This is a genomic window from Amycolatopsis sp. NPDC114504 (genome assembly GCF_055633595.1).
This window is the reverse complement of record NZ_JBVKDU010000005.1, coordinates 852,115-865,529: the sequence shown is the minus strand read 5'-3', so window position 1 is coordinate 865,529 and position 13,415 is coordinate 852,115. Positions and strand designations below refer to the sequence as shown.

General features: G+C 69.7%; 11 protein-coding genes. 2 read left to right on the top strand and 9 right to left on the bottom strand.

The window, feature by feature from the left end; all coding sequences use genetic code 11:
- The first annotated feature begins 134 nt into the window (after nt 1-134).
- A complete protein-coding gene (locus tag ACZ7PG_RS40075; protein ID WP_470244409.1) occupies nt 135-1,772 on the top strand; it encodes an ABC-F family ATP-binding cassette domain-containing protein in 1,638 nt (545 codons plus the stop codon).
- A gap of 477 nt (nt 1,773-2,249) precedes the next feature.
- On the opposite strand, the gene ACZ7PG_RS40070 is transcribed toward ACZ7PG_RS40075, so the two are convergent.
- From ACZ7PG_RS40070 to ACZ7PG_RS40050, 5 genes are all read right to left on the bottom strand, one after another.
- Nucleotides 2,250-3,071, bottom strand: coding sequence for a carbohydrate ABC transporter permease (locus ACZ7PG_RS40070; protein ID WP_470244408.1), 822 nt, complete (start codon nt 3,069-3,071; stop codon nt 2,250-2,252).
- Nucleotides 3,068-4,039, bottom strand: coding sequence for a carbohydrate ABC transporter permease (locus tag ACZ7PG_RS40065; RefSeq protein WP_470244407.1), 972 nt, complete (start codon nt 4,037-4,039; stop codon nt 3,068-3,070). The genes ACZ7PG_RS40070 and ACZ7PG_RS40065 overlap by 4 nt, the downstream gene beginning before the upstream one ends.
- Nucleotides 4,021-5,292, bottom strand: coding sequence for an extracellular solute-binding protein (locus ACZ7PG_RS40060; protein WP_470244406.1), 1,272 nt, complete (start codon nt 5,290-5,292; stop codon nt 4,021-4,023). The genes ACZ7PG_RS40065 and ACZ7PG_RS40060 overlap by 19 nt, the downstream gene beginning before the upstream one ends.
- 112 nt (nt 5,293-5,404) lie before the next feature.
- Nucleotides 5,405-7,492: an alpha-galactosidase gene (locus ACZ7PG_RS40055; RefSeq protein WP_470244405.1), complete on the bottom strand. Its 2,088-nt coding sequence runs from the start codon at nt 7,490-7,492 to the stop codon at nt 5,405-5,407.
- A gap of 55 nt (nt 7,493-7,547) precedes the next feature.
- Nucleotides 7,548-8,492 (bottom strand): methionyl-tRNA formyltransferase, encoded by a 945-nt coding sequence (locus ACZ7PG_RS40050; RefSeq protein ID WP_470244404.1) that lies wholly within the window; start codon nt 8,490-8,492, stop codon nt 7,548-7,550.
- A gap of 115 nt (nt 8,493-8,607) precedes the next feature.
- On the opposite strand from ACZ7PG_RS40050, the gene ACZ7PG_RS40045 reads away from it, so the two are divergent.
- Nucleotides 8,608-9,918 carry a lysine N(6)-hydroxylase/L-ornithine N(5)-oxygenase family protein gene (locus ACZ7PG_RS40045; protein ID WP_470244403.1) on the top strand — a complete coding sequence of 437 codons (1,311 nt, stop codon included), beginning with the start codon at nt 8,608-8,610 and terminating at the stop codon, nt 9,916-9,918.
- Here the strand turns inward: ACZ7PG_RS40045 and ACZ7PG_RS40040 are convergent.
- From ACZ7PG_RS40040 to ACZ7PG_RS40025, 4 genes are all read right to left on the bottom strand, one after another.
- The gene (locus ACZ7PG_RS40040; RefSeq protein WP_470244402.1) at nt 9,905-10,390 is read right to left on the bottom strand and encodes a DinB family protein; all 486 of its coding nucleotides are present in this window, start codon (nt 10,388-10,390) and stop codon (nt 9,905-9,907) included. The genes ACZ7PG_RS40045 and ACZ7PG_RS40040 overlap by 14 nt on opposite strands.
- Before the next feature lie 74 nt (nt 10,391-10,464).
- A complete protein-coding gene (locus tag ACZ7PG_RS40035; RefSeq protein ID WP_470244401.1) occupies nt 10,465-11,268 on the bottom strand; it encodes an ABC transporter ATP-binding protein in 804 nt (267 codons plus the stop codon).
- A 3-nt stretch (nt 11,269-11,271) separates the two neighbouring features.
- The gene (locus ACZ7PG_RS40030; protein ID WP_470244400.1) at nt 11,272-12,324 is read right to left on the bottom strand and encodes a FecCD family ABC transporter permease; all 1,053 of its coding nucleotides are present in this window, start codon (nt 12,322-12,324) and stop codon (nt 11,272-11,274) included.
- 1 nt (nt 12,325) lies between these two features.
- On the bottom strand, nt 12,326-13,363 hold the full coding sequence (locus ACZ7PG_RS40025) for a FecCD family ABC transporter permease (RefSeq protein ID WP_470244399.1): 1,038 nt from the start codon (nt 13,361-13,363) through the stop codon (nt 12,326-12,328).
- Nucleotides 13,364-13,415: the final 52 nt, after the last annotated feature.

Here is a 13,415-nt window from a genome sequence, read left to right as displayed (position 1 = left end):
CCTCACTGCGCGGGGGTAGCGACAACCGAACAGGTTACCCACACTGAGTGATCAAAGCGCCACCGGACACACACAGTCGGTGCGTTTGACCATGATCTGACAGTTCAGCACGGCCCCGTAGACTTGACCACCTCATGAGCGCAACTCTCGTCGCGAAGGACCTGGCCGCGGGCCACGGTGACCGCATCCTCTTCTCCGGCCTCGATCTCGTGGTCGCCCCCGGCGACGTCGTCGGCCTGGTCGGCGTCAACGGCGCCGGCAAGTCGACGCTCCTGCGGACGCTGGCCGGGCTCGCGAAACCCGACGACGGCGAGATCCGGCTGAACCCGCCGACCGCGACCGTCGGGCACCTGCCCCAGGAGCCCGAGCGGCGCGAAGGAGAGTCGGTGCGGGCGTTCCTGGCCCGGCGCACCGGCGTGTCGGCGGCGCAGGCGGACCTCGACGCGGCGACGTCGGCGCTGACCGCAGGCTCGGTGGGTGCGGACGACCAGTACGCCGTGGCACTGGACCGGTGGCTCGACCTGGGTGGCGCGGACCTCGACGACCGCGCGGCCGAAGTGGCCGCCGACCTCGGGCTCGCCGTCGACCTGGATCAGCCGATGACGTCGCTCTCGGGCGGGCAGGCCGCGCGCGCCGGGCTCGCGTCGCTGCTGCTGAGCCGCTACGACGTCTTCCTGCTCGACGAGCCGACCAACGACCTCGACCTGGACGGGCTGGCCCGGCTGGAGCGGTTCGTGTCCGGGCTCCGGTCGGCGACCGTCCTGGTCAGTCACGACCGCGAGTTCCTGGCCCGGACCGTCGACCGCGTCGTCGAGCTGGACCTGGCGCAGCAGCAGGTCAACGTCTACGGCGGTGGCTACGAGGCCTACCTGGAAGAGCGCGAGGTCGCGCGCCGGCACGCGCGTGAGGAGTACGACGAGTACGCCGACACGAAGGCGTCACTGGAGGCGCGCGGGCGGATGCAGCGCGGGTGGATGGAGAAGGGCGTCAAGAACGCCCGCCGCAAGGCGCCCGACAACGACAAGATCGGCCGCAAGTTCCGCAGCGAGGCCACCGAGAAGCAGGCGTCGAAGGCCCGGCAGACCGACCGGATGATCGAGCGCCTGGACGTCGTCGAGGAGCCGCGCAAGGAGTGGGAGCTGCGGATGGAGATCGCGGCGGCCCCTAGGGCGGGCGCGGTGGTCTCGACCCTGCGCGGCGCGGTAGTCCGGCGCGGCGGGTTCACGCTGGGGCCGGTCGACCTGCAGATCGACTGGGCGGACAAGGTCGCCATCACCGGCGCGAACGGCTCCGGCAAGTCGACGCTGCTGGCGGCACTCCTCGGTCAGCTGCCGTTGTCCGACGGCGACGCGGCGCTCGGCCCGGGTGTGGTGGTCGGCGAGGTCGACCAGGCGCGGCGGCTGTTTCTTGGGGACGTGCCGCTGGCTACGGCGTTCGCCCGGGAGGTGCCGGAGCTGCCCGACGCCGAAGTTCGGACGCTGCTGGCCAAGTTCGGTCTCAAGGCGGCGCACGTGCTGCGCTCCGCTGCGACGCTGTCGCCGGGGGAGCGCACGCGTGCTGGGTTGGCGTTGCTGCAGGCTCGTGGGGTGAATCTGTTGGTGCTGGATGAGCCGACGAACCATCTGGACCTGCCGGCGATCGAGCAGCTTGAGGCGGCGTTGGATAGGTACCCGGGCACGCTTTTGCTGGTGACTCACGACCGTCGGATGCTTGACGCTGTGCATGTCACTCGGCGGTTTGAGGTTGATGGGGGGAAGGTTCGGGAGCTTTGACCGCTGGCGGTGTCGGTTGCGGGGTCGGTGAGCAGTGCTCTCTAACCTGATCGGCGCTCGCCATCGCGGGTGAGCGGTGCTCTCGAAGCCGGGCGCTGCTCTCTGCAGCTGGTGAGCGGTGCTCTCGAAACTGAGCGCCGCTGCCGTCGTGGGAAGAGCGGTGCTCTCGGGTTCTGAACGCGGTATAGAGCTTGACGGAGCGGTGCTCTCGGGTGAGAGCAGTGCCCGCCGCTACGGGTGAGCGGTGCTCTCGGAGTCTGGCGCCGTTTCCTGTCGCGGTTGAGCGGTGCTCTCGGGACCGAGCGTCGCCTGCTGTTGCGGTGAGTGGTGCTCTCGGGAACCGAGCGTCGTCTGCCGTTGCGGGTGAGCGGTGCTCTCGAAGTCGAGCGCTGTTCGCCGCCGCGGGAGAGCGGTGCTCTCGGGTGGGAGCGCTGCTCGCCACCACGTGTGAGCCATGCTCTCGAAGGTGACCGCCGCTCACCCCTTCGTCGCGCCGCCGGTCAAGCCCTTGACGAACTGCTTCTGCAGCGCCAAGTAGAAGATCAGCACCGGCAACGTCGCCAAGAACATCAGCGCGAACACGCTGCCCAAGTCAGCCTGGTACTGGCCGATCGAGCGATAAATACCCGTCGTGATCGTCGTGCCCTGGCTGGGGCCGAGGATGATCAGCGGGTCGATGAAGTCGTTCCAGATCCACACGCCCAGGAAGATCAGCACCGATGCCGTCGCCGGGCGCAACAGAGGGAACACCACCCGCCAGAACACCTGCATGCGGCTCGCTCCGTCCAGCAACGCCGCCTCCTCCAGCTCCACCGGCACGCTCCGGATGAACCCGCTGAACACGAAGACCCCGAACGGCACGTAGTACCCGACGTTGAACAGGATCAGCCCCTGCAGCGTCGCCATCAGGTGCGTCACCCGCAGGACGTCCGTGATCGGGATCAGGATCACCTGCGGCGGGATCATCAGCCCGGCCAGCAGCACCAGCGTCAGGACCTTCGTCCACCGCTTGCCCGACCGCGCCAGGTAGTGGCCGAGCATGGCCGACAGCACCGTCAGCACCAGGATCGACAACGTCGTGACGACGACGCTGTTGGTCAAGCTGACCCAGAATAGGCCGTCCGGGCGGGTCAGCACCGCGTGGATGTTGGCCAGCGTCGGCGGCAGCGGGAGCGACGCCGGCTCCGCGGCGATCCGGTCGCCGTGCTTGATCACGTTGGCCAGCACCAAATACAACGGTACGAAGAACACCGCGCTGACGACCAGTGCGACCGACGGCCGTAGCCAGGAGCGGGTCACAGGTCCACCTCCCGGCGACGCAGGAAGTTCAGCACGACCGTCGTCACGACCGCGACGATCACCAGCATCAACACGGCCATCGCGGACGCGTAGCCGACGTGGTTCGAGTCGAAGCCGGTCTGCAGCACGTCGAACGCGATCGTCGCGGTGGCGCCGGAGCCCGGGCCGCCGTTGGTGATCACCTTGACGTAGTCGTAGGTCTTGAACGCCGAGATGAGCAGTACCACCGTGTTGATTGTCAGCGACGGCGCGAGCAGCGGCCACGTCACAGCGCGGAACCGCCGCAGCGGGCCGGCGCCGTCGATCTCGGCGGCCTCCAGCAGCTCGGTGGGAACCCCCTGCAACCCCGCGAGGTAGACGACGACGCAGAACCCGAGCATCTGCCAGCACACGATCGACGCGACCGAGTACAACGCCACGTCGGGATCCGAAAGCCAGCCGGGCGGGTGCTCGATCCCGACCGCCCGCAGCAGGTTGTTGAGCGGACCCTGGTCGTCGAGCAGGCGCGACCAGACGATCGAGACGACGACCGAGCTGAGGATCACCGGCGTGAAGAACACGCTGCGCAAAGCGTTGTAGAGCCAGCCTTTCCGATCCAGCAGCAGCGCGACGCCCAGGCCCAGCACGTTCGGCACGATCACCACGATCAGCGTCAGGATCGTGGTGACCTTCAGCGCCGTGAGGAACTGTTCGTCGGTGAAGAGCAGCCGGTAGTTGTCGAAGCCGACGAACTTCACCGGCGGGTTGAACGGGTTGTAATTGGTAAGGCTGTATCCGAAGCTGATCAGGATCGGCGCCATCACGAAACACAGGTAGACCAGCACGCCCGGCGCGCCGAACGACGCGAAGTGCCACACCCGCGGCAGGATCGGCTTGCGCCGCTTGGGGCGGGCCGGTCTGCGCCGGGACGAGGGAGGAGCGGGGGGACTGACGACGGCGGTCAAGTGCGTCAGCCCGCCTTCGCCCACTCGGTGTCCAGGAACGCGCACGCGTCGGCCACGGACTTGCGGCCGGTGATCACGTCCTGCGCGGCCTGGTCGACCTTGTCCTTCATGCCGGGCAGCAGGCCGTCGTCGGCGGTCTCCCAGCGGAACGCGTGCACGACGGCTTTCTGCTGCACCGCCTCGGTGTAGAGGTCGTAGCCGGCCTTGAAGGTCGGCCCGACGTCCGCCGGCGGGGTGTAGCCCTTGATCGCGGGGAACAGGCCGTCGGCCTTGACTGACGCGTCGAGCTGGTCCTTGTCGAGCTGGAAGCCGAGGGCGAACTTCTTGGCGGCGTCGAGGTTGGCCGCCTTGGCGTTCACGATCATGCCGCCGCCGGTGTAGGCCGGGACGACGAGCTTGCCGTCCTCGGTCGGGAAGTTGAAGACGCCGACCTCGAAGTCGTGCTTCTTGGTGTCGGCGTTGGCGGCGAACCAGTTGCCCATCGGGTACATCGCGCTCTTGCCGTCGAGGAAGGCCTGCTCGGTGGCCGCGTAGTCGCGCGACACGCTCGTCTTGTCCACGTACCCCTTCGTGGCGAGGTCGGCAAGCTTCGAAAACGCTTTCTGGAACGTGGGATCGGCGAACTTGACCTTGTCCTGACGGCGCTGGGTCAGCCAGTCCGGGATCGTGTTGTACACCTCGGTGCTGACCAGCCCGGAAAGGATCATCGACGACGGGAAGCCGTCCTTGCCGCCGCCGATGGTGAACGGCGCGATGCCCTTGTCCTTCAGCTTGCCGGCATCGGTTTCCAGCTCGGCCCAGGTCTTCGGGGTCGTGGTGATGCCCGCGTCGGCGAACAGCTTCTTGTTGTAGTAGACCGGCGGGATGGTCTGGGTGTTCGCCGGCAGCTGGAAGTACTTGCCCCGCACCGGGTTCGCGTCGGGGAACTGGAAGTCCTTGAGCTCGTCGGGCGTCCACGCGTAGAGGTTGCCCGCCTCGGCGAACCCCGCCGAGTCGACGGCGATCATCACGTCCGGGAACTGGCCCGACTGCAGAAGCTGCTTCGCGTACGACGTCCGCCCGTCGGCGGTCGGGGCGACGAGCTTCTTGACCTTGATCCCCGGGTTCTTGTCGGTGACGCGCTTGATGGCGGCGTCCCAGTAGGCCGGCGTGAGGTTCGGCGTTTCGAAGGTCAGGAACGTGATTTCCGCGCTTCCGCTCCCGCCGGTGTTCGCGCCGACCGAGCATCCGCTCACAGCCAGGAGCACTGCCGCTCCGAGCGCCAGGGACCGTCTCATCGTTCCTCCCACATGCCACCCACCATATGTGATGTACGACGCATTTGATCGGACCTCTGACACGGTGTCAAGCGTCGAACCCCATCGAATCCCGCGTTGATCCGTCGAGAGATCAGATCTTTCGACGCAATTGGACGACTCTGCTCGCGAAGTCGCCGGTCGGCAGGCCGAGGGGCAGCCCGTGGGCGAGCAGCACGGCGCCGCGGTACGAGGTTCCGGACTCCGAATCGAGGTACCGGTCAGTGGGATCGAGGCCGTCGAGCCGCAGCGGGCGCTCCGGCGCGTTGAAGTGCGCGGCCTGCCGGTAGGCGAAGACGACCACCCGATCCTCGTGGACGTACTGGAACGCCGTGACCCCGTCGTCGACCGGCGGCCGCAGCCGGTACAGCGCGCCGTGCTGGACCACGGGCCGGATGTCCTGGTAGAGCGCGATCAGCTCGTGGGCGAGCGCGAGGTCGTCGTCCGGCCAGCGTGCGATGTCGCCGCCGATGCCGAGCACGCCGGCCATGGCGACGTGGAACCGGAACCGCAGGGGCACCGAGCGGCCCGTGACGAAGCCGGGGTTGTCGGTGACCCACGCGGACATCGCGCGGGCAGGGTAGAGCTGGCCGTAGCCGTGCTGGATCCGCAGGCGGTCGAGGGCGTCGGTGTTGTCCGACGTCCACACCTGGTCGGCGCGCGCGAGCACGCCGAGGTCGATTCGGCCACCGCCGCCGGCGCACGCCTCGATGCGCAGGCCCGGGTGGTCCGCTCGGAGGCGGTCCATGAGCGCGTAGACGGCCAGGGTGTGCTCGACCCACAGGCGGTCCGGGTCCGCGTCGCCCGGCCAGCCCGCTTCGCTGAACGGGCGGTTCATGTCCCACTTGAGGAAGTCGACGCCGTGGTCGCCGACGAGCCGGTCGAGCCAGTCGTGCGCCCAGGCGGCGACATCGGGCCGGGCGAAGTTGAGGACGAGCTGGTTGCGCAGTTCCGACCGGCGCCGGTGCGGGTGCTGCAGGACCCAGTCCGGGTGCGCGCGGTAGAGGTCGCTGGCGGGGTTGACCATCTCGGGCTCGACCCAGAGGCCGAACCGCATGCCTAGCCCGTGCACGGCGTCGACGAGGGGCTCGAGGCCGTCGGGGAAGCGGTCGCGGTTGACGTACCAGTCGCCGAGCCCGGCGTGGTCGCCGGTCCGTGCGCCGAACCAGCCGTCGTCCATGACGAACAGTTCGACGCCGAGTGCGGCGGCGCGCTCGGCGAGCAGGCGCTGTCCCTTCTCGGAGACGTCGAAACCCGTTGCCTCCCAGGAGTTGTAGAGCACCGGACGCAGTTCGTCCGGGTGGGGGAGGACGTGGTCCCGGACGTAGGCGTGCCAGGCGCGGCTGGCGGCACCGAACCCGCCGTCGGTGTAGAGCCCGGCGGCGACCGGCGTCGTCAGCGGCTTGCCCGGCCCGACGCGGTGCACGACGCCGTCCTGGCCGAAGCCGCCGCTGACGGTCAGCCGGCCGGTGGACGAGCGGGTGGCGGTCAGGCGCCAGGACCCGCTCCACGCGAGGGCGACGCCGTGGACCTCGCCGTGGCGCTCGGTCGCGGTGCCGTCGTCGACCATGACCCACGGGTTGGCGTGGTGCCCGGTGATCCCGCGCCGGCTCGCGAACGTCGTCTCACCGTGGGGCGCCGGGGTGCGGTGGAGCTGGGTTTCCGCGGCCCACCGGCCGGTGACGTGGCTGAGCCGGTAGTCGTCCCGGACGGGCAGCACCCAGGTCGCGGAGTCGGCCCGGACCACCTCGACGTCGGTGTCGGCGGCCAGCTCGGTCCACCGTTCGAGGACGGGACCCTTCAAGCGGTAGTGGAGGGTGATCCGGAGGGGGTAGTAGCGGTCGGTGAAGCGGATCTTCAGGTGGTCGTGGTCGATCTCGTGGGTGGCGTAACGCCATTCGAGCGCGCGGGTGCCGTCGGCGAAGCGGAGTTGCAGAGCGGGGGTCCAGTACTTGGTCCCGCCGTCAGCGGCGAGTTCGTCGAGGCCTTCGTTGGGGTCGTTGAAGCCGTCCCACCAGGGAAGGGTTTTCCCGATGAGCTCGGGGACGTCCTCGGCGGGCAGCTTCGGGCCCCAATGGACGTGAGTCGGGACGTTGTCCTCGTCGAGCCGCAGGGCGTAGGTGCTCGACGCGGTGGTGAGCACCCACGCGCGGTGGTCTTCGAGGAAGCAGATCCCGGCCATGCGGGCCATCCTGGCGCCGGGGTGACCGGGCGCCAAGGGGTGTCCCGCTGATCGGTCAGGGCCGGTCGGTGAGGTACCCGCCCATGGTCTTGAAGTAGTCGGCCGCGGGCAGGTCCGTGCCGTCCGCCGTGCGGACCCGCTCCACCAGCAGCCCTGGCGACTGTCCGCGACGCGCGTCCGGCCCGGCCACGATCACCACGCCCTCGCCCTCGCGGATGAAGATGCGGCCCGGCGTGCCACCGTAGTGGCCGCGGGACACCGACGCGCGGAGGATCCGCAGCTGCTCGCCCCGGTGGTAGGTGAACGCGTTCGGGTACGGGTCGGACAGTGCGCGCACGAACCGCTCGATGTCCGCCGGCGACGACGTCCAGTCGACGAGGCTGTCCCGGGCCGCGCGCTTGTGGAAGAAGCTGGCCTTCGCCCGGTCCTGCGGCACCGGCGTGTAGCCCGTCTCGATCTTCGAGATCGCCTCCGCCGTGATCGGCGCGATCAGGTCGACCGTGCGGTGGAACAGGTCCGTCGTCGTGTCGGCCGGGCCGACCGGGATCGCGCGCTGCAGGACGATGTCGCCCGCGTCGAGCTCGCCGTCCATCATGTGGGCGGTGACGCCGACCTCCGGCTCGCCGTTGATCATCGCCCAGATCAGCGGCGAGAAGCCCGCGTAGGACGGCAGGAGCGAGTCGTGGATGTTCAGGGTGCCGTGGCGGGGGAGCTCGAAGATCTCCGGCGGCAGCCACGTGCGCCAGTTGTTCGCCACGATCAGGTCGAGCTCCGCCGCCTTCAGCTCGGCCAGCAGCTCGGCGTCGTCCGGGCGGTTGCGAAGCAGGACGCGGATGCCGTTGGCCTCCGCGAGGTCGGCGACCGAGTCGGCCCAGATCCGCTCGTAGGCGTGGTCGCTCTTCGGGTGCGTGACCACGAGAGCGACCTCGTGACCGGCGTCGATGAGCGCCTGGAGGGTCCGGTGCCCCCAGGTCTGGTAGCCGAACATCGCCACGCGCATTCGAGAGTGCCCTTTCGTGATCGGGGGACGAACATCACCACGAACGTACTAGGCGAGGCTCGCCTTACTTAGGTTAGGGTTCCCTGAACGGTACCGGAGCGCGCAAGGGAGCAACATGACTGCAGAGGCCGGCGAACAGATCCCGATCTACGACGTCGTCGGGGTGGGCTTCGGCCCGTCGAACCTGGCCCTCGCCATCGCTCTCGCCGAGCACAACGCGGGCCCGGGGGAGCCGGTGACCGCGCACTTCCTCGAGCGGCAGCCGCGCTTCGGCTGGCACCGCGGGATGCTGATCGACACCGCGACGATGCAGGTCTCGTTCCTCAAGGACCTGGTCACCATGCGCAACCCGACCAGCGAGTTCAGCTTCCTCAACTACCTGCACGCGGCCGACCGGCTCGTCGACTTCATCAACCACAAGAACCTGTTCCCGCTGCGCGTCGAGTTCCACGACTACTTCGAGTGGGCGGCCGCGAAGGTCGACGACGTCGTCTCCTACGGCACCGAGGTCGTCGCGGTGAAGCCGGTCCACGACGGTGACGAGGTCGCGTACTTCGACGTCGAGGCTTCGGACGGTTCGTCGCTGCGCGCCCGGAACCTGGTGGTGGGCACGGGTTTGCGGCCCCAGCTGCCCGACGGCGTCACCGCCGGCGACCGGATCTGGCACAACAGCGAGCTGCTGTTCCGCGTGGACGCCTTGCGTGACGCCGATCCGAAGCGGTTCGTCGTGGTCGGCGCCGGGCAGAGCGCCGCGGAGGTCGCGGCGCTGCTGCACGACGAGTTCCCGCGCGCCGAGGTGTGCGCGGTGTTCGCGCGCTACGGCTACAGCCCGGCCGACGACAGCTCGTTCGCCAACCGGATCTTCGACCCCGACGCCGTCGACCAGTTCTACCGCGCGGGCGAGCCCGTCAAGGACCGCCTGATGCGCTACCACGGCGCGACGAACTACTCGGCCGTCGACATCGACCTGATCGACGAGCTGTACCGCCGGATGTACCGCGAGAAGGTGCTGGGCGTGGAGCGGTTGCGGCTGTTCAACGTCTCGCGCCCGGTCGACGTGACCGACGCGGGAACGGTGACCATCGAGTCCCTGACGACGGGTGCGCGGACGGTGCTGGAGGCCGACGCGGTCGTATACGCCACCGGCTACCGGCCCGCGGACCCGACGCCGCTGCTGGGCGAGCTCGGCCCGCGGTGCCTGCGCGACGACGAAGGCCGCCTGCGTGTCGAGCGCGACTACCGGCTCACGACGGAGCCGCCCCTGCGCGGCGGGATCTACCTGCAGGGCGGCACCGAGCACACGCACGGGATCACGTCGTCGCTGCTGTCGAACACCGCGGTGCGGGTGGGGGAGATCCTGCAGTCCATTGTGGACCGCCGAGTCGTCGCGGCGCCCGAGGGGGAGTACGCCGTCAGCGCGCGGTGAGCTGCTCCCGGAGGATGTCGCTGTGGCCGGCGTGCCGGGCGAAGTCCTCGATCAGGAGCAGGTAGACGAACCGGAGGTTGACCTCGCCGAGGACGTCGTGCGTCCAGGTGTCGTCGAGTTCGAAGCGGGCCGCGATCTCGCGTGAGCGAGCGCTCGCCCGCTCGAACTCGGCGATCACGTCGGCGAGGGTTTCGCCTTCGGTGACGACGAAACTGGCGTCGCCCGGGGTCGTGGGCCCGTCGCACTCGGACTCGTCGAGGCTGAGCAGGAGGAGCTGGAACCAGCGGCGTTCGGCCATCGCGGCGTGCTTGACCAGGCCGATCGGCGTGGTCATGGACGTGACCAGGCGCCGCCGGACGTCGGTTTCGGACAGGCCGCGCGCGGTGTCGGCGACGGCGCGGCGCTGGCGGTCCATCGACGCCTCCAGCAGGTGACGCTCGGATCCGGTGGTGATTTCGGGCAGCACGAACACAGGTCAGCTCCTAGATGGGGTGGTGGCCGGACGGACCTCGGAACGGCACGAGGCGGGCCACGCCCAGGATAGCGCTAGTCGACCGGCGCCGGGTGGTGACGGCTGATCGGGATCACCATCGGGGTCCCGCTCACCGGGTCCGGGGTCACCTGGCAGCGGACGTCGAACACCTCGTCCACCAGCTCCTCCGTGATGACCTCGACCGGCTTGCCCGATGCCACGATCCGCCCGGACTTCATCGCGATCACGTGGTCGGCGTAGCGGCACGCCTGCGGCAGGTCGTGCAGGACCATGACCACCGTGCGGCCCTCGGTGCGGTTGAGGTCGACCACCAGGTCGAGCACGTCGATCTGGTGGGCCAGGTCGAGGTACGTCGTCGGCTCGTCCAGCAGGAGCACCGGTGTGCCCTGCGCGACCGCCATCGCGATCCACGCTCGCTGGCGCTGGCCGCCGGACAGCTCGTCCACCGGGCGGTCCGCCAGGTCCGTCATGGACGTCGCCTCCAGTGCCGACGCGACCGCGCCTTCGTCCGATGTGGACCACTGGCGCCACCAGCTCTGGTGGGGGGCTCGGCCGCGGCCGACGAGGTCTGCCACCGTCATGCCCTCGGGCGCCACCGGGGACTGCGGCAGGATCCCGAGGCGCTGGGCGACCTGGCGGGTCGGCAGGTCGTGGATCGAGCGGCCGTCCAGGAACACCCCGCCGGACTTCGGCGTCAGCAGCCGTGCGAGGGTGCGCAGCAGCGTCGACTTCCCGCACGCGTTCGGCCCGACGATCGCGGTGATCTGCTCCGGTGGGATGTCGAGGTCGAGGCCGTCGATGACGACCCGGTCGTCGTAGGCGACGCGGAGGTCCTGCACACGCAGGGATGGTGTCATGGGTCAGCCTCCGGAGCCGGATCGGTTGGCCCTGGCCAGCAGCCAGAGCAGCAGCGGGGCGCCGAGCACGCCGGTCACGATGCCGACCGGGAGCGCCGACGCCGTCAGCGAACGCGCGATGATGTCGCTGCCCAGCACCACGACCGCGCCGGTGAGCGCGGACGCCGTGATCGGCGGCGAGGACAGCTTGGCGAGCCGCTGCGCGATCTGCGGCGAAGTCAGTGCGACGAACGAGATCGGGCCCGCCGACGCCGTCGCGAACGCGACCAGGCCGGCGCCGGCCAACAGCAGGCCCAGCCGGACCGGCTGCACCGGCGTGCCGAGCCCGGCCGCCACGTCGTCGCCGAGCAGCAGCGTCTGCATCCACCGGGACAGCGCCAGCACCACCGGGAACAGCACGAGGAGCGCGAAGAACAACGGGACGACGTGCTCCCAGCCGCGGTTGGCGAGGTTGCCGACCAGCCAGCCGATCGCCGCCTGCGCCTCGGTGATCTGCGCCTTGCTCAGCAGGTAGTCGGTGAGGCTGGTGCACATCGCGAAGATGCCGATGCCCACCAGCAGGATCCGGTACCCGGTGGTGCCGCGCCGCCACGCCAGCGCGTAGACCAGCAGCGCCGTGAGCAGGCCGCCGAGGAGGCCGAGCGTGGTGGTGCCGAGCCCGCCACCGAAGCCGAACGCGATCCCGGCGACGACGAACGTCGCCGCGCCCGCGTTGATGCCGATCATGTCCGGGCTGGCCAGCGGGTTGCGGGTGATCGTCTGGAACACCGCGCCCGACGCGCCGAACGCGAGCCCGGCCAGCAGCCCGGTCAGCGCCCGGGGCAGCCGCAGCTCCTGCACGATGTAGCCGTTCCCGGTGTCGCCGCCGCCGAACAGGCCGGACAGCACGTCGGACACGGTCATCGGGACGTCGCCGATCGTCATGCCCACGCAGAAGAGCACGAACACGAGCACGGCGAGGATCACCGAGACGAGCAGCAGCCGCGGCCGGAGGCGGCCCGACACCGCGCCGGCGCGGAAGGTGACGCGGTCGGTCCGGATCTGCAGCAGGCTCATGTCAGGACTCCACGAGCTTGCGGCGGCGGACCAGGTAGATGAAGAACGGCGCGCCGAGGAACGCGACGATCACGCCGGCGCGGATCTCGCTCGGGCGCGCCATGATCCGGCCGAGGATGTCCGCGGCGAGCAGCAGGCACGGCGCGAGAATCGCGGTGTAGGGCAGCAACCAGCGGTGGTCCGGGCCGATCAGGAACCGCACCGCGTGCGGGACGATCAGGCCGAGGAACACGATCGGCCCGGCGACGGCGACGGCGGCGCCGGTCAGCAGCGTGATCGCCAGTGCGCCGCGCAGGCGCAGCGGCCCCAGCTTCCGGCCGAGTGCGATCGCGACATCGTCACCGAGGGCGAGGCTGTTGAGCGCCGGGCCGCTCGCGATCGCCAGCACCACCCCGACGACGAGGAACGGCAGCACCTGCAGCAACGCGTTCGCGTCCACACCGGACAGCGAGCCCGCCGACCAGAAGCGGTAACGGTTGAGCGCCACCGGATCCGACAGCACCATCGCGCTGGTGAACGACGACAGCAGAGCCGTGACGGCGGCGCCGGCGAGCGCGAGCTTGACCGGGCTCGACCCCGCGCGCCCGCGCGTGCCGAGGTAGTAGACGACGGCCGTGGCGAGGAGCGCGCCGGCGAAGGCGAACCAGATGTAGCCGTAGAGCGAGCTGATGCCCAGCACGGTGATCGAGAACACGATCGCGAACGCGGCCCCGGCGCTGACGCCGAGCAGGCCCGGGTCGGCGAGGGGATTGCGGGTCAGCGCCTGCATGACCGTGCCGGCGAGCCCGAGCCCGGCACCCACCAGCACCGCGAGCAGCGTCCGCGGCATCCGCACACTGTGGATGATCACGGCGTCCGCGGAGCCGTCGTCGTGCCACAGCACCTGCCAGACGGCGCCGAACGAGATCTCCTTGGACCCGAGCCAGATGCTCAGCAGGCACAGGAGAACGAGGACGCCGAAGGCGGCCAAGAGACCGAGGGCGCGGCCCGTGTGTGGCGGGCGTCGCGTGAGAGCGATCCCTCCGGGGTCTGTTCGCACCGCACCTCCGACTGGTACTTCTTTTAGGTAAGGCTAACCGATGGTACAGGAG

Bases quoted from the DNA above. Each gene is read 5' to 3' on its own strand.
- ACZ7PG_RS40075 (WP_470244409.1), top strand. From the start codon at position 135: ATGAGCGCAACTCTCGTCGCGAAGGACCTGGCCGCGGGCCACGGTGAC.
- ACZ7PG_RS40060 (WP_470244406.1), bottom strand. From the start codon at position 5,292: ATGAGACGGTCCCTGGCGCTCGGAGCGGCAGTGCTCCTGGCTGTGAGC.
- ACZ7PG_RS40055 (WP_470244405.1), bottom strand. From the start codon at position 7,492: ATGGCCGGGATCTGCTTCCTCGAAGACCACCGCGCGTGGGTGCTCACC.
- ACZ7PG_RS40050 (WP_470244404.1), bottom strand. From the start codon at position 8,492: ATGCGCGTGGCGATGTTCGGCTACCAGACCTGGGGGCACCGGACCCTC.
- ACZ7PG_RS40045 (WP_470244403.1), top strand. From the start codon at position 8,608: ATGACTGCAGAGGCCGGCGAACAGATCCCGATCTACGACGTCGTCGGG.
- ACZ7PG_RS40035 (WP_470244401.1), bottom strand. From the start codon at position 11,268: ATGACACCATCCCTGCGTGTGCAGGACCTCCGCGTCGCCTACGACGAC.
- ACZ7PG_RS40030 (WP_470244400.1), bottom strand. From the start codon at position 12,324: ATGAGCCTGCTGCAGATCCGGACCGACCGCGTCACCTTCCGCGCCGGC.